Below are 21,975 nucleotides of genomic sequence, written 5' to 3'. Positions count from 1 at the left end.
AATATAATTTTGGTTGATAATAATTTTTTTTCTTCTTACCATTCACTTTCCACCAACACTTCTTAGATATCCTCCCTTCTATATACCAATATTTTGCTCTGTTAAAAAATATTCTCCAAATTAAGATAAAAAATTAAAACAAACAACATAATTTACTGATAATATTAGCATTTTACTAATAAAAATCGCTTCTATTTATAAATAAAATAAATAAACACGCCTGTTTATGCGGTAAAAAAACATAAAAAACAGATAAGAATAAAATAAAAATAAACAGGCAGAAAAAAGAATCCGATGAATAAAGACATATTTGAGTGATCTATATTTGTAACAAACTTTAAAAAAGTTTTATCTTTGAATTTTAGGATTCGAAAATGAAGATAAATTTACCTGACAAACTGTATTATTCTATAGGAGAAGTGGCTAAAGCATTTGAAGTAAACACCTCACTGATACGGTACTGGGAACAGGAATTCCCTATCATTAAGCCTAAAAAAAACAAAAAAGGCAACCGCTATTTCACTCCGGAAGACATTAAAAATCTACAGATTATCTATCATCTCGTAAAAGAGAAGGGCTATACACTGGATGGAGCTAAAATAGCTTTAACAACCAACAGTAAAATTTCGGAAACCATCACGATGATCGACCGGCTTGAATTTGTAAAAGCTGAGCTCCTGAAGCTGAAAGATTCTTTAGGGGAAAGAGATTCGGAATGATTACATTAAATAAATTTCCAAAAAAACTAATTTGGATTTATTTTGGACATTAAAACCCGACAAAAAATTCACAAAACATCCTGTTAACCAGATTTTTATCATTCAACTGCTTATCAATTTATTTTTTTGATTAAGTTTACAGTATGATGAAAAAAAGCTATTACCAAAAGGTGGCATTCCTGGGAATGTTACTCATTGTATTATTAGGCTTTCAGAAATTAACGAGTAAGGAAAAAGAAGATTTTTCTGATGTGAAATTCATTTCTGAAGCATCTGTTCCAGTACATTTATCTGAGTTTGACCCAAATGATCTGAGTGAGAAACAATGGCAGCAATTAGGTTTTTCTGACAAACAGACCTCAACCATTCTGAATTACAAAAAGATCATAGGTGGAAAATTTACTTCTAAAGAACAATTCAAAAAATGCTATGCTGTTTCAGAAGAAAAATTTATTGAATTAAATGCTTTTATTTTACTTCCTGAAACCAATAAAGAAGCAAGATCCGGGCAATTTGAAAATTTCGGGAACAGAACAATTACCGTTTCAGGAAAATTCAATCCTGATCATTTTTCTGTTAATGACTGGATCAACACCGGGTTTAGTGAGAAACAGGCAGAGGCTATTATAAAATACAAAGGATATTTAGGCGGAAACTTCATCAGTAAAGAAAAGTTTAAGGAATGTTTTATAATCAGTGATGAGAAATATAAAAAGCTTGCTCCTTATTTAATTCTTCCGGAGAAAACTCCTGAGAATTTTAAAAGCATTAGTCATTATAAATCTAAAATCCAATATCAGCCTTTTGATCCCAATATTTTGGATATTGAGGGTTGGCAGGCATTGGGTTTCTCACAAAATCAGGCTAAGGTTATTGTAAATTATCGTGACCGGAATTTAAAAGGCAGTTTCAGAAGTTTGAGTGACCTTGAAAAATGTTTTGTTATTTCCGCTGAAAAATTTCAGGAACTCAAACCTTATATTAACATTGATCTGAAAAATACAAAGAACAGTACCAATCTAAGTTCAGGAATACAACAGGAAAAAACAGATTTTTCAACCGTTGATCTGAATTCGATTACGTTTAAACAGCTTATAGAATTCGGGCTGGATGAAAGAAGTGCCGGTTCCATGCTTGGTTTCAGGAAAAAACTGGGTGGATTTGTTAACAAACAACAAATTTTAGATACATACAATATCAATAAAGACCTTGTTCAGAAGCTAATTTCGATCTGTAAACTAAATACATCAGATATCCAAAAGTATACTTTGGTGAGCGCTCCTGAAGAATGGCTAAAGAATCATCCTTATTTCAAATATTCTGCCGATAAGATCATTTATTACCGGGTAACCTACCCCAATGATAAAAAAATCTGGAATCTTTTAAAAGTGAAACCGGAATATGAAGCGAGAATGAAACTTTACTTAAAAGAGTGATGAGTGATGAGTGATAAGTTATGAGTTAATAATTAAATCTGGCAGTTATTTTTCCCACAACTCATAACTCATAATTTATAACTCATCACTTTATTCAACTGTTTTGCTTGAGTCTTCGAGAAGGATGTTTAAAGCAGAAAGTTCTTCATCTGTAAGGTCACGCCATTTTCCGATGGGAAGGTCTAATTTGATATTCATGATGCGGATGCGTTTCAGCTTTTTCACTTCATAGCCCAGGTATTCGCACATCCTGCGGATCTGCCTGTTGAGTCCCTGGGTAAGTATGATTCTGAAAGTCATATCATCAATTTTTTCAACCTCACATTTTTTGGTAACGGTATCGAGGATTGGGACTCCGCTGCGCATTTTTTCGAGAAACCTCGGGTTGATGGGTTTGTCTACCCTTACCAGGTATTCTTTTTCGTGATTATTCCTGGCCCTGAGAATTTTGTTGACAATATCACCATCGTTGGTTAAAAGAATAAGCCCTTCACTCGGTTTATCTAAACGGCCGATCGGGAAAATTCTTTTAGGGTGGTTGATATAGTCTACAATATTGTTTTTTTCCCGCTTTGTATCAGTGGTACATACAATGCCAACCGGTTTGTTGAAAGCGATATAAACAGGCTTATCTTCCTGTTCACGAATAGGTTTCCCGTCTACTTCTACGATGTCTTCATCAGAAACTTTTGTTCCGAGCTCAGGGATTTTTCCATTGATGGTTATCCTGCCTTCTTCCAATAGCTTATCTGCGGCTCTTCTTGAACAAAAGCCGGCTTCCGATAAATATTTATTGATACGTGTTTTTTCCATTTAATCTTGTCCGTAACCTGTATAATTTTTATTGCTGAACAACGTTATCCCATAACTAAGGCCTAAAAAAACAGCACTTGAATTTTCAAATTTATGACTTTCAAGAATGAGACCTCCTTCCTGGCTTAATCTTTTTGAAAAAGAAATCTGCTTACCCAGTTTCAGCCCCCAGAAATCTGAGTTGGAAACGACAGCGTGATTGATCTGCTTTCCATAATTGACATCAATGAAAAAGGGCTCATCTCCGGGACCAAATATAAATTTTGGCTGTATTACCCAATACAGCAGGTGAAAATTGTTATCAATAAAGCTGTATTTCAGACCTGTTCCCAATGCAAAGTTCGGTAAAAAATTGTATCCGCCCACTACCGTTAAGCCATATGTAATTTTATTTGGTAAATAAGGGGAAATATACTGCTGGTAATAAGGGGAATCTTTATTCTGATTGTCTTTGATGCTGTTTCCAAGATTATATCCCAGATTCAGGGTTGGATTGATATAAAAATCCATTTTGGGCTTTTTGCCTTCTGTAGTCTGCCCACTAACCTGATTAATTAAAAATAAAGCAAAAAATAGAAGTAGATTTTTCATCATGGATTGTTAAATCTAAAGTCGTTTTCCAGATACTGGCCGGTAGCATCTTCGATGCTGTAGTCACCTATTTTGGTACGCCTCAGCTGCGTCAGATATCCCCCTACTCCAAGTTCCTGCCCGATATCATGAGCTAAACTGCGGATATAGGTACCTTTGGAGCATCCTACCATAAAACTGATATGGGGGAGATCTATTTTGATGTCTTCGATATAAAAAATGGTTGTTTTCCTTGATTTCATTTCCACCTCTTCTCCTGCTCTGGCCAGGTTATAAGCTCTTTCACCATCAATCTTTATAGCCGAAAAAGCCGGAGGTTTCTGCTCTATCTCCCCAACAAATTTTCCCAGGGCCTCTCTGATCTGTTCTTCTGAAATATGTGAGATATCCTGATTAAGAATTTCAGGTTTTTCGGTATCATAACTTTCTGTCTGAACGCCTATTTTAATCTCCGTCCAGTATTCTTTAGGAGCATCCTGTATTTCCGGAATTTTTTTCGTGAATTTCCCGCAGCATACGATAAGAAGTCCGGTAGCCCTTGGATCCAGGGTTCCGGCATGGCCTATTTTAAATTTCTTGGGAAGGTTAAACTCTCTTTTGAGTTTGTATTTCATTTTATTGACCGCCTGGAAAGAAGTCCAATCCAATGGCTTGTCTAATAAAAATATATGTCCGGATTGCAGTTCTTCGGCTGTCATATAAGTTTTAAGTTGAGAGTTGGAAGAAAGTTATGAGTTATGAGTTGAGTTATGGATATTTACCGATTAGTGATCAATCATCATTTATCTCTTAGCATTTATTTAAAAAAGTAAAAGTAGACCAGCAAAGCCAGTCCTACGAAAATACGGTACCAGCCCCAAGGCTTGAAACCATATTTATTTAAAACTCCGATAAAGGCTTTAATCGCAATCAAGGCTACGATGAAGGCTACAATATTACCCACCACAAAAATCATAATATGGTCTTGTGAGGCAAGAATCATTTCATATCCTTTCTGAGGATTTCCGGTTTCTTTTCCCCAGGATTTGAGGAAAACAGAATACACCGTTACCGCCAACATGGTAGGAACCGCCAGAAAGAACGAGAATTCAGCAGCAGCTTTCCTGGTTAAGCCCTGAGCCATACCTCCGATAATGGAAGCCGCACTTCTGCTTGTTCCGGGCATCATTGCCAGACATTGCCAGAGACCTATGGTAATTGCATTTCTTACGGTAATTCCTTTTTCGTCATCGATTTTAGGATTTTTAAACCATTTGTCGGCAAACAGAAGTACAATTCCGCCTAAAACCAATACGGAAGAAATAGCGATCTGGTTTCCTAAAACAGCTTCTATCTTATCATCGAACAGGTATCCCAAAACCAAAGCCGGTACAACAGCAAAAGCTAATTTGTAATAAAATTTAATATTATTAAAATCAAAGAATTTTTTCCAGTACGCTACCACTACAGACAGAATAGCCCCAAATTGTATGGACACCTGAAACATCTTTAAAAACTCATCTTCCTGTAAGCCCATTAAGTTGGCTGCAAAGCCCATGTGTGCAGTAGAAGAAATCGGGAGATATTCCGTTAAACCTTCTATAATGGCAATAATAATTGCTTTGAATAAATCCATAATATTTTAAAATTAAAACATGAAAAGACTAAAAGATTTAAAAATTACAAGACCGGATTTTGAGATATATTAAAATATCAACTTCTGCAATCAGAATGATTTTCTCATCTGGCTAACCGTTAATATTGAATTCTGCTAATCAACTGATCTTTTAATTTTTAAATCTTTTAATCTTTTAATCTATTTTTTATTTTCTTTTTAAAATCGCGTAAGCTTCTATAGCGAATCCTATAACAACAAACAGAGGGGCAATCCTGATTCTTCGGATAGAGAAAATGTCATCATTCCAGGAATTGGGGTCAAATTTCCCATCCACTGTATTGGCATCAGCTCCCATCATCAGAAGAAAACCTACAACAATAAATGCCAGCCCTATCAGCATCCATTTAAAATTCTGCTGTCCGAAATAAAAAGCGTTTTCCTGTGGAGTTTCGGTTTCTTTGCCAAACTCAGCTGCAGAAAATTTAGTTGTTTTTTTGCTCATCTTTTTAAGAATAATATAAATCGTCCACACTTGTTCTCAGGAACCTCCAGGTTGCAACAATCGTACTCAGGACGGTAATAAAAATACCTACTCCGAATACCAGTAAAATTAACCAGAAATATTGCTGATTGTCCTGTACAAATGCAGAACCGATCTGACTTGTAAAATAATACCACACCCCGAATAAAGCCAGAAGACCGATAAATGAACCTATACATCCTAAGACTACAGCTTCAATAATAAACGGCTTAAGGATAAATCTTCTCTTCGCTCCTACCAGCTGCATGGTTTTAATGATAAACCTTTTAGAGAATATCTTTAAACGAATGGAATTGTTGATCAAAACTACAGCCAGAATCAGGAACAGAATCGAGAACCCTAAGATCCATTTCAAAATCCTGTTCAGGTTGTTGTAAACATCTACCATCAGGGTACTGTTGTTTTTCACATCAACAATTCCCGGAACAGATTTGATCACTTTTATGGCCTCATCAATTTTTGCGGGGTCTACATATTCGGGTTTTAGGGCAACTTCAATGGAAGACGGGAAGATGTTTTCTTCAAAAAGAGCATCACTGTCGATTCCCATACTTGCCTTTGCTTCCTTGGCAGCCATTTCTCTTGAAATATAAGTTGCTCTCTTTACGGGAGCCAAAGTCTGTACTTCTTTAAAAGTTTCATCTTCCAGTTTCGCAATTTTCACAGAATCTTTAGCATCATAATTTTCATCAAAGTAAGCATTCACTACCAACTGCTCTTTGATATAGTCGGAATATTTCTGGGCATTGATTAAAATAAGCCCCATTAATCCCAACAAAAATAACACTAAGGCAATACTTATTACTACTGTAATATTGCTAGACCTAAGCCTTTTCTTATTAAATTCATCTACAGATTTAGCCATTAATATTAAAATTTTTGGCTAAAATAGAAAAAAACTTCCGAAATTTGGGACGAAATAGAGAAAATCATTGTTAACAAAATCATAAAAAACTTTGAGTGTAAAAGCAAAAAAACATCTTGGTCAACACTTTTTGACAGATGAAAACATCGCAAGGAAAATTGTAGAAGGCTTAAGCTGTGAACACTACAATAACGTCATGGAAGTAGGACCCGGAATGGGCGTTCTCACCAAATATCTCCTTGAAAAAGATCAAACAGTCTACCTTGCAGAAATAGATACAGAATCTATAGAATACCTGAAAAATCATTATCCGAAGATTGGTGAACAAACTTTTGTGGGAGATTTCCTGAAGCAGGATTTTGATTTTATCCATGGGGAACAGATTGCAATCATCGGTAATTTCCCTTATAATATTTCTTCCCAGATATTGTTTAAAATCATCGATTATTATGAGCTGGTTCCGGAAATGGTAGGGATGTTTCAGAAGGAGGTAGCTGAAAGAACGGCCGCAGTTCCAAGAACAAAAGACTATGGAATCTTATCTGTTCTGGTGCAGGCTTATTATGATGTTAAATATCTTTTTACCGTTCATGAGAATGTATTTAACCCACCTCCAAAAGTAAAATCCGGGGTTATAAAGCTAACCAGAAACCCTAAGGAAGGCTTAGCCGGAAATGAAATTCTTTTTAAGCAGATCGTAAAAGCAGGCTTTAACCAAAGAAGAAAAAAGCTTTCGAATGCCCTTAAAGTATTAAACATTCCCGAGGCTATGAAAACCCATGAATTTTTAGATAAAAGAGCTGAAGAACTGAGCGTTTCCGATTTTATAGCATTCACGATTCTCTGGAAACAAAATCAATAAATTAATTACATTTTCTATCCATATAAAAAGCCTTTCAACAAGTTGAAAGGCTTTTTAAGGTATTGTGCATTATCGATTATTATTCTCTGTTTTTCAACATAATCCATCCAGACCAGTTCATCCGGGCTTTTGATTTCGGATAATCAAAATTGAACTTATACCAATACGTTGCTGTTGAAAGTCTCTTACCTGCTACAGTCCCATCCCAGATAGGATTCAGTTTTGAGAATCTGAATAATTCCACACCGTATCTGTCATAGATAGATCCTGTAAAATTATTAAAATCTCCTAATGCCGTAAGATCCAGCACGTCATTTACACCATCCTGGTTAGGCGTAATGATGTTGGCTATTTTCAATGTAAAGAATTCAAGAGTTCCCACGCAATGTGTTCCCTGTATCCTTACCTGGAGATAATACGTGGTATTGTCCAGTAAGTTGGTAAATACATTTGAAGTCTGCCATGATACTCCATTATCAATAGAATATTCCAGAACTCCCGGGATATTATTGATTGACGGGTTTTGAGCTGTAATTGTCAGGGTATTGTTATTATCATAGTTCAGGTTGGTAATGAACGGCAACGCTGCAGCCATTACTTTTGACGTGAATGTTTTAGTACAATATCCGTTATCGATTGTTACGCTATAAATTCCCAGTTGATCTACAGTAATGGTCTGTGTAATTTCACCTGTACTCCACAAATATTTATAATTAGGGCCGGCTCCTGCATCTAACGTTAATCTGTCTCCTATACATATTTCAACATCTGTTAAAGGAGAAGTAATTTCCGGTACAACTTCTACCGTTACGGTTGCCGGCAATAAAGATTTACATCCTTTTACTCCGATGGCGTATACCGTGAAGGTCGTAGTATGGTATAAAGTTACGGTCTGGGTATTCCCGGTACCCGGGAAGTTATTCCACTGGTAAGTTACCCCTCCGGTAGCAGTTAAATCCACAGATTCACCAGGACATACTTTTAATTTTGTAGAAACCAGATGTGCCGTAGGAGTTGTCTCTTTTAATAACTTCAACTCAACTGTTCTGCTACAGAACCCACCATTAGAAACCACTACATATAAGATCTGGCCATCAGTACCATTATAGTTTAATATATTGGTGATATAATTATCATTTTGAGCTAAAGCATCAGCCTGATTTTCATAAAAATGAAATACTGCGCCCGGCGTTACACTGATCGACGGCATTGCTGTACTCAGGTCAAACGTTGTGATATCCGGAGTACTACAAAGGAGCAGTGAAGCATCAATGGCATCAGGCGTTGTTCCTCCATGAATGACAATTGTAGCTTTACCAGGACATGGATTTCCAGGGAAACTAACTTCAATGGTATATGTACCCGGCTGAGTTGCCGTAATTGTATTTGTGGTAGCACCCGGTATAGGATTTCCGTTAAAATACCACTGGTAAGCCATATTAGGATCACTGATCGAAGCTGTCAATACCTGAGGTACGTTGTCACATACATTAATATCTGAAGGTAAAGTAGCTCCTGTAGGGTCTAATAATTCAACCCCGATATTGAAAGATCCTCCTTCCAAGAAAACAGCTGAATCGTAACTTCTGTCAATCGCATCTGCCAGAACCATTTTGAAATGGTAAGCCTGCCCCGGGGTTACTGTTGTTGTTGCTGTAAGAGGAATAGTTCTTCCGTTAAAATTGGTTTCAATATTGGCATTATTATAACCTCCGAAGAAGGTTGGGTTTATTGCCGGACATCCTAATGGTCCACCATTGAACATCGTATCCGGGTGAATGTTGGTTACACTTACAGGACCACCTCCACCTGGCAATACAGCCATGTTTACATAAGGAGCAGTACTTCCTACAGGTCTTAATAATAGAGCAAATGCATCTGAGAAGCTACAAGGGAAACCTCCCGTATATTCTTCAGAAGCAAATAAATAATTAAATTTCACCTGGGAAGAAGTCGGTACGAAATCAAATTCCAGAATTACCGCATCCTGTAATGAAGCTGTAGGATTGGTTGCAGCAACCAGATCCGGGTCACTTCCCGTACCCACCTGATCACTCAACGGGCTATTAACATCGATATAAGTATTCCCGGTTCTGTTGGCTTTTCCTGTTACCAGAACAATTCCGTCTTTAAAAGGGAAATTGGTGGTTCCTTTATGAAAATATCCCCAGGCTCTGTTTACATCACTTTCGGGCAAACCAGGGCTTACCTGTACATTAGATACATTGGGGGTTACACAGGAGTTTGTTCCTGATGAGATCAATACGTCTTTTACCAGTTGGGTAATATTATATGCGGATTCTGCATATCCCGGAGCATTCACATCTATAAATGCACCTGCTTTTGCCGTTAAATTCGGTCTTGGCTTAGGAACTTTCCTGGGATAAGTAACATTTTGTGATTGAAAAAAGTTTAACGAGATTATAAAAAAAGAAAACAATAGTAGATATCTCTTCATAATATTTTTGTTTCAACAAATTTAATTTTTTTTTGAATATATACCACACGTATTTATCATTTTTATGTTAAAAAAATAAAGTCTCCCATTTATGGAAGACTTTATTTTTTTTATATTACTATTATATTAATTTCTATTTTTCAGTAATATCCAGCCGGAACGCAATTCTAATTTTTTGCTTGCCGGATTTTCCCACTGCACTTTATACCAATAAGTAGCTGTAGGCATATTAACTCCGTTTATATTTCCTCTCCATACAGGTTCTATCTTTGTTGCTTTAAAAATTTCCTGTCCGTACCGGTTAAAGATGGAAGCAGCAAAATTATTATAATCACTTATTCCGGAGAAGTCGACCACATCATTATGACCGTCAGAATTCGGAGTAATGGCATTGCTGATCACAAAAGTATAATAATCTAAAGCAGTACTACATTTTGCATCTTTGGTCCTTACTCTTAAGCTGTAATTATTATTGTTTAAAACATTATAGAAAATATTGGAAGTCTGCCATGTAAACCCACCGTCAATTGAGTATTCCAGAATTCCGTTGGTAGGATTGGTAGCACTTAGCGTCAATACATGATTATCATACACTATATTGGTAAACTGAGGCAGATCGGGATTCAGCAATTGAGCAGTGAAAACTTTAGAACACGTACCATTACTGATGGTTACACTGTAAGTCCCTGTAACATTCGTTGAAATGGTCTGGGTTGTTGCTCCTGTACTCCACACATAGGTATAATTGGGTCCGCTTCCGGCATCTAAAACGCCTGTATCACCTGCACAGACATATACATCATGTAATGTGGAAGTAATTGCAGGAACCACTTCAATGGTAATGGTAGCAGGATCAATTGAACTACATCCGTTTCCTCCTAATGCATATACGGAATAGGTCGTTGTAACCGCAGGTGAAACCACCTGCGTATTTCCGTTACCCGGTAAGCCCGGCCAGTTGTAAGTAATTCCCCCACCAGCAGTTAAAGTAACAGATTCACCGGCACAGATTTTCGATTTTGAAGCCGAGAGTGTAGCCGTTGGAGGTCCTACAATCACTGTTACTGTTGCAGGATTCGCTGAGATACAGCCATTAGCTCCTACCGCAAATACGGTATAAGTTGTCGTAACCGTAGGTGAAACTACCTGAGTATTTCCGTTGCCCGGTAAGCCTGTCCAGTTGTAAGTAGCCCCTCCGGTCGCTGTTAAAGTCACTGATTCCCCTTCACAGATTTGTGCCTGAGATGAAGTCAGACCAGCTACCGGAGCTACCTTATCTTCCACTACATTCACAGTCGCAGTATAAGTACAGGTTAAATTTCCGGGTTGTGCTGTATTCTGAACCGTTAAAGTATACGTCCCACCTGCATTTACAACAGGATTCAGAGTATTGGCTCCGGACACGATATTTCCGCCGGTGGTTGTCCATGTAATCGTAGAACCTGCAGGAATTACTGAAGTCGAGGCGTTCAGGGTCACCTGAGCTGTGGTACATGTAATATTTTGAGGAGTTGCTATAGTTAACGTAGTTTCTGCAGTTTTTAATAATTGTAAAGAAACCACATAAGTACAGCCTCCATTTTTCACTAAAACATAAATGGTGACGTTACCCGGTGTTGAATATGCTGTAGGAGTAGGAATCGTATTCGCATTCCCGGCATTGGCATCTGCCAGGTTCACATAATAAGCAAAGGTAGCCGTTGCAGAAGTTGTGATCTGAGGTTGAGCTGAAGTTAAGTCATAAGTAATATTTCCCGGAGCAAAGCATTTAAGCAATGTTGCGTCCTGCACTGTAATCGGCTGGGAAACTTCAATAGTGATTGTAGCCGGATTTTGAGAAATACATCCGTTTGCCCCTACTGCCGTTACCGTGTAAGTGGTTGTTGCAGTGGGTGTAACCGTCTGTGTATTTCCATTTCCCGGTAAACCGGTCCAATTGTAGGTAGCTCCTCCACCTGCTGTTAAAATCACTGATTCCCCTTCGCAAATTAATATTTTGCTTGCTGTAAGAGTCGTTGTAGGCGGAGCACTGTCTCCTGCCACCGTTACAGTGGCAACTGCAGTACATGCTACCCCTCCCGGCTCGTAAGTTTTCGTAATCGTTAAAGTGTAAGTTCCTGCCTGGTTTACCACAGGAGTCAGGGTATTGTCACCCGAAACAATATTTCCACCCGTAGTCGTCCAATTGAAAGTGGATCCTGCAGGAAAAACTGAAGCAGATGCATTCAGTGTTATCTGTGAATTGGTACAGGTAAGTGCTGTAGGTGGCGCAATAGTAGCGGTCATCTGGGGAGCTTTTACCAGTTGGAGTTGGGCAACTTTTGAACAAAATCCGTTTTTAACTAAAACATATATGGTCTGTCCGCCGGCACTTGGGTATGCTGCAGGCGTTGCAATGGTATTTCCGTTTCCTGCGTTAGCATCAGCCTGATTCACATAATATGCAAATGTTGCACCCGGAGTTGTACTGATGGAAGCCTGGGCAGATGTTAAATTAAATGTGGCATTTCCCGGAGCATAGCAGGCTGTTAACGTAGCATTCTGCACCGTAGGAGATGTTCCGCCCACAATGGTTATGCTTGCTGTTCCCGGACATGTATTTCCAGGGACAAAAACCTGCACTGTATAAATCCCCGGTTGTGTAGCCGTATAGCTGATCTGATTGGCTCCCGGGATAGGATTATTATTAAAAAGCCATTGATAGGTAGCCCCCGGAATCTGGGCAGAAGCCGTTAAAACCTGTGGCGCATTATCACAAACATTAATAGACGGCGGAAGGACAACGCCTCCCGGGCCTAAAAGCTGAACACCAATATCAAAAGATCCTGCTTCCAGGAAAACGGCAGAATCAAAATTGGAATCCTGATAATCCGCCAAAACCATTTTAAAATGATAGGTTTCTCCCGGAATTACCGTAGCTTTCGCAGTTAACGGGATGGTACGTCCATTGAAATTGGTTTCAATCTGAGGGTTATTTAATCCTGCAAAATACTGTGCATTTTTAGGACCGCACTGTAAACTTGCAGGGATAATATTGGTAACACTCACTGGCCCTGCCCCACCGGGCAGCACCGCTAAATTAGTATAAGGATCCCCTACTTTTTTCAATAATAATGCGAAACCGTCGGAAATCGTACAGGTAAAATTCCCCTGGTATTCTTTGGAAGCAAACAAATATCTGAAAGTAACTTCGGTAGAGCTCGGAACAAAATCAAATTCTATATAAGTGGCATCTCTTAAATTAGCATTAGAAACATTTAAGGCAGCTGCAAGATCAGCATCTCCGGCAGAAGGTAAAGGATCACTTAATGTTCCCTGGAAATCATTCCCGGCTTTTCTTGCATGCCCTGTTGTTAAAACAATTCCTTTTGCAAAAGGAAAATTAGTAGTTGCTTTATTAAAATACCCCCAGCTTCTGTTCAAATCACCCACCTGTAAATTAGGAGATACAACGACATTACTTACATTGGCAGTGGAACATGTAGAACCACCGGTTATAAGAACATCTTTTACCAGCTGTGTAATATTATAACCTGATTCCGGATAACCCGGAGCATTCACGTCTATAAAAACCCCTGCTTTCATATTTGCTGCAGTAGGTTTATTCACGATACCGATCCGCTCCCTGTTTTGAGAGAAAACTAAATTACCAAGAACTAAAAACAAAGCCAAAAATAAACTTCTTGTCCTCCTATTTAACATTTTATATTGTTTTCAACAAAAATACTATTTTTTTTAATTGAAATTCAATTCTATCCGAATGTATTATAATTAATATATCCTTATTTATTTTCCTATATCAATTTTACTTTACAGGATTAATAAAAAAAAGACTAACGAATCGCTAGTCTTTTTTAATATCATTTAAAATATTATTCGAAATTTTTCAGAAGTATCCATCCTGTTTTTACGGTTGGTTTTTTACTTGCAGGATCTTCAAAAGTCACCTGATACCAATAAGATGAAGTAGGTAAACGTTTGCCCTGGAAGTAGCCATCCCAGTACGGACGTACTTTTTCAGCTTTAAACACTTCACGTCCATAACGGTCGAATATATTGGCTGAGAAGTTTTTATATTCATTGATTCCTCTGAAATCTATAATATCATTAACATTATCACCATTCGGAGTAATCACATTCTTCATCACGAATGTAAAGTATTCAAGGTAGCCTACACAGCTTGTATTTTTTACCCTCACCCTGATCTGGATCACTGTATTTTTAGGAACATTGTTGAATACATTTGAAGACTGCCATGTAAGACCGTTATCAACAGAATACTCCAACTGTCCGTTACTTGGATTACTTGCTGTAAGAACCATTGTTCCGTTGTTACTGTAGTCTACATTGATGATTTCAGGAATAACAGCCAATTTTACCTCTGTAGTATAGGCTTTGGTACAAACACCGTTATTGATTGTTACCGTATAAGTTCCCGGTGTCCCTACCGTGATGGTCTGTGTTGTGGAATTGGTATTCCATGAGTAGGAGTAATTTGGACCGGCTCCTGCATCCAGGGTAATCTGGTCACCTACACAAATCAATCCTCCTGTAAGATTGGAAGTAATTGCAGGTACCACTTCTATGGTTATGGTTGCAGGCTCTAAAGATTTACATCCCTTTATACCGATTGCGTATACAGTATAAGTTGTAGTTTGGGTCGGGCTTACCGTCTGGGTGCTTCCTGTTCCCGGTAAGCTGTTCCATTGATAGGTAGCTCCGCCGGAAGCGGTTAAAATTGCAGATTCTCCTGAGCAGATCCTCACTTTTGTGGAAGTAAGTACAGCGATAGGGGTAACTTCTTTTACTAAAGTCAGTTTAACCAGTTTACTACAGAATCCGCCGTTTGAAACCACAACATATAAAATCTGGCCATCGGCACCATTATAACTGGTTACGTTATTAATGAAATTATTATTCTGAGCCACCGCATCCGCCTGATTCGCATAAAAATGGAATACAGCACCCGTCGTAGTACTTATTGACGGTATGGCATCATTTAAGTTGAACGTAATAATACTAGGCGTTTCACAAAGCTTTAAAGTGGCATCCTGTGCGACAGGTGATGTTCCGCCAATAATCGTGATACCGGCTGTTTGACACTGTGTTCCACCTACAAAAGTTCTTACAACATAAACACCTGGGGATGTCGCAGTATAAGTAGCACTCGTTGCACCTGGAATAGCCACATCATTTTTATACCATTGAAAAGTCATTCCCGGAACGGCAGCCACCTGGGCTTTTAAAATCTGGGGAGTATTGTCGCACATATTTATGGTATCCGGAAGCGGGTTCCCGTTCCCGTCAACAATTGTCATTCCGATATCGAATGATCCACCTTCTATAAATACTGCAGAATCATAACTTGTATCGGAGGCATCAGCCAAAACCATTTTAAAATGGTAGGTCTGCCCCGGAATTACATCTGCAATAGCAGTCAGTGGAATCGTTCTCCCATTAAAATTAGTTTCAATATTTGAAGAATTCATTCCGCCGAAAAAGGCTTCATTTTTAGGTCCACAGCTGAATCCATTCCCTGCAGGTACAATATTCGTTACACTTACCGGAATTCCTCCCGGCAAAACAGCAAGGTTGGTATAAGCAGGATCCCCTACTTTCTTTAAAAGTAAAGCAAAACCATCAGAAAAATTTCCACAAGGGAAATCGGAAGTATATTCTTCTGAAGCAAAAAGGTAATTGAACTTCACCTGATTGCTATTGGGTACGAAATCAAATTCTATAGCTACTGCATCTTTAAGTGGAGCCAGGGGATTAATTGCAGCTACCAAATCAGGATCACTCACGGTTGAACCAGGTACAGAATCACTCAAACCATCTTCTAAAACATTTCCTGCTCTTCTTGCCTTACCTGTCACCAATACAATCCCGTCTGTAAACGGAAACGCGGTAGTTCCTTTATGAAAATACCCCCAGGCCCGCTCAGTATCTGTAGCCGGCTGATTCGGAGAAACGGTAACGTTGGTTACATTGGGTGCAGCACAGGTAGATCCACCTGCGATTAATACATTTTTTACGAGCTGCTCAATATTGTAGCCTGAAGGTGCATATGACGGTACATTTACATCTATAAATACCCCGGCCTTCATACTTTCACTGGTGTGCTTTTCTTTTGCATGTTTTCTTGGTGCATTCTGAGAAAATGCAGAAGTAGAGATAAACAGCAACACTAAAAAGAAAAAGTAGTTTTTTAACCTATAATTTAACATTTTGTCATTGTTTGTTCAAAAATAACAAAAATATTTTTAAAATCTTAAGCTTTAACTAATTCATTTACTAATTAAAAAATACGCAAAAATTAAACAATACGAATAAAAAACTAATATTTTCGATCAAAATAAATAATTATGTATGACAATTCCATTTGTTCAACAAAAAAAGACTGACAATTCGCCAGCCTTAAGATTTTATTTTTTAACCAATCTTTTACTATTATTCTTTTTTCAATTCATTGATCTCATTCTGAAGCTGCTGAATAATATCTTTTAATGCTTTAATTTCATTTTTGTTGGAGCTTACATTGCTTTTCAGTATTACGTTTTTTGCTCTTTCATTATGGTTCTCATCTTCTTCATCTTCGTTAATTTCCTCAATATCTTCCTGGATATCTTCAATGTCTTCATTGATCTCTTCGATATCTTCGCTGATCTCCTCAATATCTTCACTGATCTCTTCAATATCCTCCTGAATATCCTCAATATCTTCACTGATCTCTTCAATTTTTTCATGACTTTTATTGACCGACATCTGAATGAAAATCGCCAGATAAATAGCCTCTAAAGAAACTACAGTCGTAAGAATCAAAAGCATTTTATCAAATTCTACGATCTTCAGTAAAGGAAGAAGGAACGAAATCAGGAAAAATAGTGTATGCGCAATCAGCGATGGTATAGAACCTATCCACCAGGTAATTCCATTCGCAATTTTTTCTAAAACTTCAGTTTTTTCATGAGGTGTTTTCATCATTGTACCTTTTCTTTATAATAATTCTTTAGTTACTCCCAGACCAAACAATGCATAATCATATTTCGCCGGATCTTTCCCATCAAACTGTCTGATTATGTGATCAAGCTCTTCAACCGTTTTCCAGTCATTCTGAGTTCTCGAGATCAGTCCAAGTTTTCTCGAAATGTTCCCGGTATGCACATCCAACGGAATAGACAGATATTTCTGATCTGTATTCTTCCAGATTCCAAAATCTACTCCACGCTTATCTTTTCTTACCATCCAACGTAAAAACATCACAATTCTTTTTGATGACGAATTTTTATAGGGTGAACTTACATGTTTATGGCTTCTGTGCTTTCCTTTTTCCAGAAATGAATTCCTGAACCTTTCAATTGCATGAAGAAAATTGGTTTCGGAATCTTTAACTTTAAATAAATCTTCCAGGCTTTCATTTTCTTTATAAATCCTGTTGAACTGTCTGATAAAATAGGCAAAATCCTCACCGTTAAAAGTTCGGTGAATACTTTTATCCTGAATAAATTCCAAATCTTTCAGTGAGTGGTTCAGCACAAAATCATAAGGCGAATTTCCCATGATATCCAACATTTTTTCAGCCGAATTGATGATGGATTTCCTGTTTCCCCATGAGATCGTCGCTGATAAAAAGCCTGCAATCTCGATATCCTGCTGTAAAGAAAAACGATGTGGAATCTGTACCGGATCATTTTCAATGAAATTGGCATTATTATATTGATCAGCTTTTTCGTTTAAGAAAAATTTTAATTCCTCAAAATTCAACATATTTTTTTAAATTTTCACAGATTCCAGGGCTTTCGGCAGGAATGTATTCGGAAAAATAATTCTTGCTTCATCTGTAAATACAGTTAAATCACCATACCTGTTTGAAAAATGCCCTAAGATCAATTTGCCAACCTCAGCTTTCTTGGCAATAGTAGCAGCTTCCAATGCTGTAGAATGCCCCGTGTAATCCGCCATTTCTTTCAGATCATGTAAAAATGTAGATTCGTGGTATAAAACCGTTACATTTTTAATGATCGGAATAACCGATTCAAAATACCTCGTATCACTACAAAAAGCATATGAAACCGATGGTGCCGGAGCAACAGTTAAAATTTCATTTTTAAGAATATATCCATCATTCAGAACAAAATCTTTTCCTGCTTTAAGATTATGGTAATCACAAACTTCTATCTCACTGTATTTCGCAATTTCTTTCATATTCAGGTGCCTGTCTTTAGGTTTTTCCCTGAAAAGATAGCCGTTACAATAAATCCTGTGATCCAAAGGAATGGTAAATACTTCTACCCTGTTGTCTTCATAAATTTTTTCGGAATAATCTTTATCCAGTTCATGATAAACTACTTCAAAACCACGATGGGTTTCCGTAATGGTAAAAATTGTTTCCAGCATACTTTTAATTCCTTTCGGACCGTATACATGCAAAGGTGTTTCCCTTCCCAATAGCCTGAAAGAAGCAATCAGTCCTGGCAGGCCAAAACAATGGTCTCCATGAAGATGGGAAATAAAAATATGATTGATTTTTGAAAATCTTGCTTTTGCTTTTCTCAGCTGAACCTGCGTTCCCTCACCACAATCGATCAGGAAGCTTCTTTCCTCCATTTCCAACAATTGCGCTGTGGGAGAAGAGTTGATTGTAGGAATCGCTGAATTAAAGCCTAATATCGTTAAATAGGTACTCAAATCAATAATTTATTAAGGCAAATGTACAACAGAAAATCTAATTATTGCTGTTTATCAGCGACTTTAAGATAGTCTAAAAATGAATCTAAAGCCTGCTTACGGTGACTGATTTTATTTTTATCTTCAGGGTTCATTTCTGCAAATGTTTTTTCATACCCTTCAGGAACGAAAATGGGATCATATCCAAAACCTTTGAAGCCTTTATTTTCAGTTAACAGGTTTCCATGAGCCTTACCTTCGAAATATTGGGCTCCGTTTTCATCGTAATAGCATAAAACAGTAGTGAAATAAGCTTTCCTGTTTTCAATCCCCTGCATTTCTTCCAGAACTTTCTGAATATTTTTAGCAAAATCATGATCTCCCGCATATCTTGCAGAGAAAATCCCGGGTCTTCCATCCAAAGATTCTACCACTAAACCACTATCGTCACCCAAACTTGGAACACCGGTCTTTTCAAAACAATATTTTGCTTTGATCAATGCATTGGCATTAAAGGAATCGCCATCTTCTACAATTTCCTCATGAATATGATGATCTGTCAGGCTTTTAACGGTGAAATCATCTCCCAATATCTGTTGAATTTCTTCTTTTTTATGCTCATTGTGTGTTGCTACTAATAATTCCATATCCATTTTCATTTTTTAAATTTTTATTTTCTTTTTAAACACAAATCCCACAAATGATATTCACAAATAACATGAGTTCTTTTTTTGTGGCATTCGTGATATTAGTGTCATTAGTGTTTATCTTAAATCTCAGAATAATGTACTTTATATTTTTTCATAAAAAGATAATAAAATAAAGAAAAAAGTACAATCCCTACAGCTAATATTATCCATTCGGAGATTTTAAGTGCTTCCGAAAAACTTTCATTTTTAGTGTAAATAATCAGTAATGAAGAACACAAATTATTAAACCCGTGCAGAAGCATTGGCAACAGTAGGGACTTTGTTTTAAAATAAACAAGACCCAATACACAACCCAGCAAAACCGCGCCTACAAACTGCCACGGATTGCCATGAACCAACCCAAAAATAACTGAAGAAAACACGATTGCTTTCCATGGTTCAACCCCTTTATTCATCAATCCTTTCTGGATAATCCCTCTGAAAATAATTTCTTCAAAAATCGGGGCCATGATCACTGCTGTAATAATCATCACAGCTTTATCATCCGTCAGCTGATTCATCAGGTTTGTAAAAAACTCATAATACTTACCGAAAAAAGGCCCTGTAGTAGGAATCTGTGAAGTAATAAATTCCCCGATAAACATCATTCCCAGCATCATCGGAAAAATAAGGAGATAAGTATAAAAATTGGTGGGAGAAAAATTAAAGTTAAGCTTTTTCTGAGTTGTTGGCCTCACAATAAAAAAATCAAAAAAAGCAATAGCTGTAAGAAACCCTGCTGCATTGGCAATCATAAAAAACCAGTCTTTGTATTGCAGGTTTTCTTTGAACACAAGCATCCAGAAAACATTAAAAAAGGAAACAATCATTGTCCCTACAAATAATCCGGCTAATAAAATCAAGCCTCCAATCCATGTAAATGTAAACTTTGGATATCTGCTGTTTTCCATGTTTTCTGTATAATCATTTATGAAACAAAGATAATTTATTTAAAACACCCCATCAAAAATTTTACAAATTTTCAGCACCTCATCAAAAGAGAAGGATATTAATTTTCAGTTTCAATTAAAAATCACGATTTTTGCCAATTCAAAATACGATATGTCAGATTTAATCAAAGAAATAGAAAAAAGGAAAACTTTCGGGATTATTTCTCACCCCGATGCCGGAAAAACTACTCTTACGGAAAAGCTACTTCTTTTTGGAGGTGCCATTCAGGAAGCGGGTGCAGTAAAATCGAACAAAATAAAAAAAGGAGCTACCTCCGACTTTATGGAAATTGAGAGACAGAGAGGAATCTCTGTGGCAACTTCCGTATTGGCTTTCGAATACAGAGACCATAAAATCAATATCCTCGATACTCCGGGTCACAAAGACTTTGCAGAAGATACCTACAGAACTTTAACGGCAGTTGATTCTGTAATTGTTGTTATTGACGTGGCAAAAGGGGTTGAGGAACAAACCGAAAAACTGGTTCAGGTATGCAGGATGAGAAACATTCCGATGCTGGTATTCATCAACAAACTTGACCGTGAGGGTAAAGATGCTTTTGACCTGCTGGATGAAGTTGAGCAAAAGCTGGGATTAAGTGTAGTTCCCCTTTCTATACCGATCGGTATGGGAAGTGATTTCCAGGGAATATATAATATCTGGGAAAACAACATCCAGCTATTTCTGGAAGAGAAAAAACAAAAAGTTGGAGAAACTATCAGATTTGATGATATCAATGATCCTTCCATTGATGAAGTAATCGGTGAAAAAGCAGCACAGAATTTACGCGATGAGCTTGAACTGGTACAGTCTGTTTACCCGGAATTCAGCCGTGAAGATTATATGAACGGTAATTTACAGCCGGTATTCTTCGGGTCAGCTTTGAATAACTTCGGGGTTCGTGAATTGCTGGATGCTTTCATTGAAATTGCTCCGATGCCCCAGCCTAAAGAAAGCGATACCCGCATTGTGAGGCCTGAAGAAAATAATTTCACAGGATTTGTTTTCAAGATACATGCTAATATGGATCCTAAGCATAGAGACCGTTTAGCTTTCGTTAAAATTGTTTCGGGGACATTCAAACGAAACGAAAATTATTTATTGGTAAGAGAGGGCAAAAAAATGAAATTTTCTTCTCCCAATGCATTTTTTGCAGATAAAAAAGAGGTTGTGGATGAAAGTTTTCCGGGAGATATTGTAGGTCTTCATGATACCGGAAGTTTCAGAATCGGGGATACTCTGACAGGCGGTGAAAAATTAAGTTTTAAAGGAATTCCGAGTTTCTCTCCGGAGCATTTCCGTTATATCAATAATAATGATCCTTTAAAAGCCAAGCAATTGGCAAAAGGTATTGATCAGCTGATGGATGAAGGGGTTGCCCAGCTATTCACGCTTGAAATGAACAACAGAAAGATCATCGGAACAGTGGGTGCTCTTCAGTACGAAGTGATCCAATACCGTTTAGAACATGAATATGGTGCAAAATGTACATATGAACCCCTTTCTATGCACAAAGCCTGCTGGGTAGAGGCTGATGAAAAATCGGAAGAATTTAAAGAATTTGCAAGACTGAAACAGAGGTTTTTAGCAAGAGATAAATATAATCAACTGGTATTTTTAGCCGATTCATCTTTTACCATTCATATGACACAGGAGAAATTCCCGAATGTAAAACTTCATTTCATCAGTGAGTTCAAGGAAGCTTAGATTTAATTAATCATTAAAAATAGAAAAAAGAGGCTGTCTCAAAAGGGGCAGTCTTTTTTCTGTCTCAAAATTTGTAGTT

The 21,975-nt window shown here is 37.4% G+C and carries 18 protein-coding genes; 4 read left to right on the top strand and 14 right to left on the bottom strand.

All coding sequences use genetic code 11. From position 1 onward, the window contains the following. The first annotated feature begins 374 nt into the window (after positions 1 to 374). Together PMI13_RS02675 and PMI13_RS02670 are read left to right on the top strand one after the other, a co-directional pair. Positions 375 to 719 (top strand): MerR family transcriptional regulator, encoded by a 345-nt coding sequence (locus PMI13_RS02675; protein ID WP_007840418.1) that lies wholly within the window; start codon positions 375 to 377, stop codon positions 717 to 719. Positions 720 to 862: 143 nt separating this feature from the next. Next, positions 863 to 2,155, top strand: coding sequence for a helix-hairpin-helix domain-containing protein (locus PMI13_RS02670; RefSeq protein WP_034670584.1), 1,293 nt, complete (start codon positions 863 to 865; stop codon positions 2,153 to 2,155). A 90-nt stretch (positions 2,156 to 2,245) separates the two neighbouring features. Here PMI13_RS02670 and rluF read toward each other — a convergent pair whose 3' ends face one another. The 6 genes from rluF to PMI13_RS02640 form a co-directional block, all read right to left on the bottom strand. After that, complete coding sequence (rluF, locus tag PMI13_RS02665) at positions 2,246 to 2,968, bottom strand: 23S rRNA pseudouridine(2604) synthase RluF (RefSeq protein ID WP_007840413.1); 723 nt, start codon at positions 2,966 to 2,968, stop codon at positions 2,246 to 2,248. After that, on the bottom strand, positions 2,969 to 3,559 hold the full coding sequence (locus tag PMI13_RS02660; RefSeq protein ID WP_034733013.1) for a hypothetical protein: 591 nt from the start codon (positions 3,557 to 3,559) through the stop codon (positions 2,969 to 2,971). Next, positions 3,559 to 4,257, bottom strand: a complete 699-nt coding sequence (gene truB, locus PMI13_RS02655; RefSeq protein ID WP_007840409.1) for a tRNA pseudouridine(55) synthase TruB — start codon at positions 4,255 to 4,257, stop codon at positions 3,559 to 3,561. The genes PMI13_RS02660 and truB overlap by 1 nt, the downstream gene beginning before the upstream one ends. Positions 4,258 to 4,355: 98 nt before the next feature. After that, entirely contained in the window at positions 4,356 to 5,174 is an 819-nt protein-coding gene (locus PMI13_RS02650; RefSeq protein ID WP_007840407.1) for an undecaprenyl-diphosphate phosphatase, read from the bottom strand. Between the two features lie 187 nt (positions 5,175 to 5,361). Then, positions 5,362 to 5,658, bottom strand: a complete 297-nt coding sequence (locus PMI13_RS02645) for a DUF3098 domain-containing protein (RefSeq protein ID WP_007840406.1) — start codon at positions 5,656 to 5,658, stop codon at positions 5,362 to 5,364. Between the two features lie 4 nt (positions 5,659 to 5,662). Continuing rightward, the gene (locus PMI13_RS02640; RefSeq protein WP_007840404.1) at positions 5,663 to 6,562 is read right to left on the bottom strand and encodes a cell division protein FtsX; all 900 of its coding nucleotides are present in this window, start codon (positions 6,560 to 6,562) and stop codon (positions 5,663 to 5,665) included. A 91-nt stretch (positions 6,563 to 6,653) separates the two neighbouring features. Here PMI13_RS02640 and rsmA point away from each other — a divergent pair, with 91 nt between their 5' ends. Then, positions 6,654 to 7,424 carry a 16S rRNA (adenine(1518)-N(6)/adenine(1519)-N(6))-dimethyltransferase RsmA gene (rsmA, locus tag PMI13_RS02635; protein WP_007840401.1) on the top strand — a complete coding sequence of 257 codons (771 nt, stop codon included), beginning with the start codon at positions 6,654 to 6,656 and terminating at the stop codon, positions 7,422 to 7,424. Between the two features lie 79 nt (positions 7,425 to 7,503). Here the strand turns inward: rsmA and PMI13_RS02630 are convergent, their stop codons facing one another. The 8 genes from PMI13_RS02630 to PMI13_RS02595 all read right to left on the bottom strand — a co-directional run bounded on the left by PMI13_RS02630 (position 7,504) and on the right by PMI13_RS02595 (position 20,149). Then, complete coding sequence (locus tag PMI13_RS02630) at positions 7,504 to 9,882, bottom strand: T9SS C-terminal target domain-containing protein (RefSeq protein ID WP_007840399.1); 2,379 nt, start codon at positions 9,880 to 9,882, stop codon at positions 7,504 to 7,506. 126 nt (positions 9,883 to 10,008) lie between these two features. After that, complete coding sequence (locus tag PMI13_RS02625; RefSeq protein ID WP_007840398.1) at positions 10,009 to 13,584, bottom strand: choice-of-anchor L domain-containing protein; 3,576 nt, start codon at positions 13,582 to 13,584, stop codon at positions 10,009 to 10,011. Positions 13,585 to 13,754: 170 nt separating this feature from the next. After that, positions 13,755 to 16,109, bottom strand: coding sequence for a T9SS C-terminal target domain-containing protein (locus PMI13_RS02620; protein ID WP_007840397.1), 2,355 nt, complete (start codon positions 16,107 to 16,109; stop codon positions 13,755 to 13,757). A 223-nt stretch (positions 16,110 to 16,332) separates the two neighbouring features. After that, the gene (locus PMI13_RS02615) at positions 16,333 to 16,866 is read right to left on the bottom strand and encodes a DUF1003 domain-containing protein (protein ID WP_007840396.1); all 534 of its coding nucleotides are present in this window, start codon (positions 16,864 to 16,866) and stop codon (positions 16,333 to 16,335) included. Between the two features lie 12 nt (positions 16,867 to 16,878). After that, complete coding sequence (locus tag PMI13_RS02610) at positions 16,879 to 17,649, bottom strand: TIGR02757 family protein (protein ID WP_007840395.1); 771 nt, start codon at positions 17,647 to 17,649, stop codon at positions 16,879 to 16,881. 6 nt (positions 17,650 to 17,655) lie between these two features. Next, positions 17,656 to 18,570: a ribonuclease Z gene (locus PMI13_RS02605; protein ID WP_007840394.1), complete on the bottom strand. Its 915-nt coding sequence runs from the start codon at positions 18,568 to 18,570 to the stop codon at positions 17,656 to 17,658. 41 nt (positions 18,571 to 18,611) lie between these two features. Next, positions 18,612 to 19,202, bottom strand: a complete 591-nt coding sequence (gene rdgB, locus PMI13_RS02600) for an RdgB/HAM1 family non-canonical purine NTP pyrophosphatase (RefSeq protein ID WP_034670591.1) — start codon at positions 19,200 to 19,202, stop codon at positions 18,612 to 18,614. Between the two features lie 116 nt (positions 19,203 to 19,318). Further along, positions 19,319 to 20,149 carry a CPBP family intramembrane glutamic endopeptidase gene (locus PMI13_RS02595; RefSeq protein ID WP_007840391.1) on the bottom strand — a complete coding sequence of 277 codons (831 nt, stop codon included), beginning with the start codon at positions 20,147 to 20,149 and terminating at the stop codon, positions 19,319 to 19,321. Positions 20,150 to 20,300: 151 nt separating this feature from the next. On the opposite strand from PMI13_RS02595, the gene PMI13_RS02590 reads away from it, so the two are divergent. Next, positions 20,301 to 21,896 (top strand): peptide chain release factor 3, encoded by a 1,596-nt coding sequence (locus PMI13_RS02590; protein ID WP_007840390.1) that lies wholly within the window; start codon positions 20,301 to 20,303, stop codon positions 21,894 to 21,896. The last annotated feature ends 79 nt before the right edge of the window (positions 21,897 to 21,975 follow it).

This window comes from Chryseobacterium populi (genome assembly GCF_000282115.1).
In the GTDB taxonomy this organism is placed as follows: Bacteria; Bacteroidota; Bacteroidia; order Flavobacteriales; family Weeksellaceae; genus Chryseobacterium; species Chryseobacterium populi.
Note: the sequence above shows the minus strand (reverse complement) of the source record. Positions and strands in the feature narration are given on the sequence as shown.

Coding starts and splice junctions, on each gene's coding strand:
- PMI13_RS02675 (WP_007840418.1), top strand. CDS start 375: ATGAAGATAAATTTACCTGACAAACTGTATTATTCTATAGGAGAAGTG.
- PMI13_RS02670 (WP_034670584.1), top strand. CDS start 863: ATGATGAAAAAAAGCTATTACCAAAAGGTGGCATTCCTGGGAATGTTA.
- rluF (WP_007840413.1), bottom strand. CDS start 2,968: ATGGAAAAAACACGTATCAATAAATATTTATCGGAAGCCGGCTTTTGT.
- PMI13_RS02660 (WP_034733013.1), bottom strand. CDS start 3,559: ATGAAAAATCTACTTCTATTTTTTGCTTTATTTTTAATTAATCAGGTT.
- truB (WP_007840409.1), bottom strand. CDS start 4,257: ATGACAGCCGAAGAACTGCAATCCGGACATATATTTTTATTAGACAAG.
- PMI13_RS02650 (WP_007840407.1), bottom strand. CDS start 5,174: ATGGATTTATTCAAAGCAATTATTATTGCCATTATAGAAGGTTTAACG.
- PMI13_RS02645 (WP_007840406.1), bottom strand. CDS start 5,658: ATGAGCAAAAAAACAACTAAATTTTCTGCAGCTGAGTTTGGCAAAGAA.
- PMI13_RS02640 (WP_007840404.1), bottom strand. CDS start 6,562: ATGGCTAAATCTGTAGATGAATTTAATAAGAAAAGGCTTAGGTCTAGC.
- PMI13_RS02630 (WP_007840399.1), bottom strand. CDS start 9,882: ATGAAGAGATATCTACTATTGTTTTCTTTTTTTATAATCTCGTTAAAC.
- PMI13_RS02625 (WP_007840398.1), bottom strand. CDS start 13,584: ATGTTAAATAGGAGGACAAGAAGTTTATTTTTGGCTTTGTTTTTAGTT.
- PMI13_RS02620 (WP_007840397.1), bottom strand. CDS start 16,109: ATGTTAAATTATAGGTTAAAAAACTACTTTTTCTTTTTAGTGTTGCTG.
- PMI13_RS02615 (WP_007840396.1), bottom strand. CDS start 16,866: ATGATGAAAACACCTCATGAAAAAACTGAAGTTTTAGAAAAAATTGCG.
- PMI13_RS02610 (WP_007840395.1), bottom strand. CDS start 17,649: ATGTTGAATTTTGAGGAATTAAAATTTTTCTTAAACGAAAAAGCTGAT.
- rdgB (WP_034670591.1), bottom strand. CDS start 19,202: ATGGATATGGAATTATTAGTAGCAACACACAATGAGCATAAAAAAGAA.
- PMI13_RS02595 (WP_007840391.1), bottom strand. CDS start 20,149: ATGGAAAACAGCAGATATCCAAAGTTTACATTTACATGGATTGGAGGC.
- PMI13_RS02590 (WP_007840390.1), top strand. CDS start 20,301: ATGTCAGATTTAATCAAAGAAATAGAAAAAAGGAAAACTTTCGGGATT.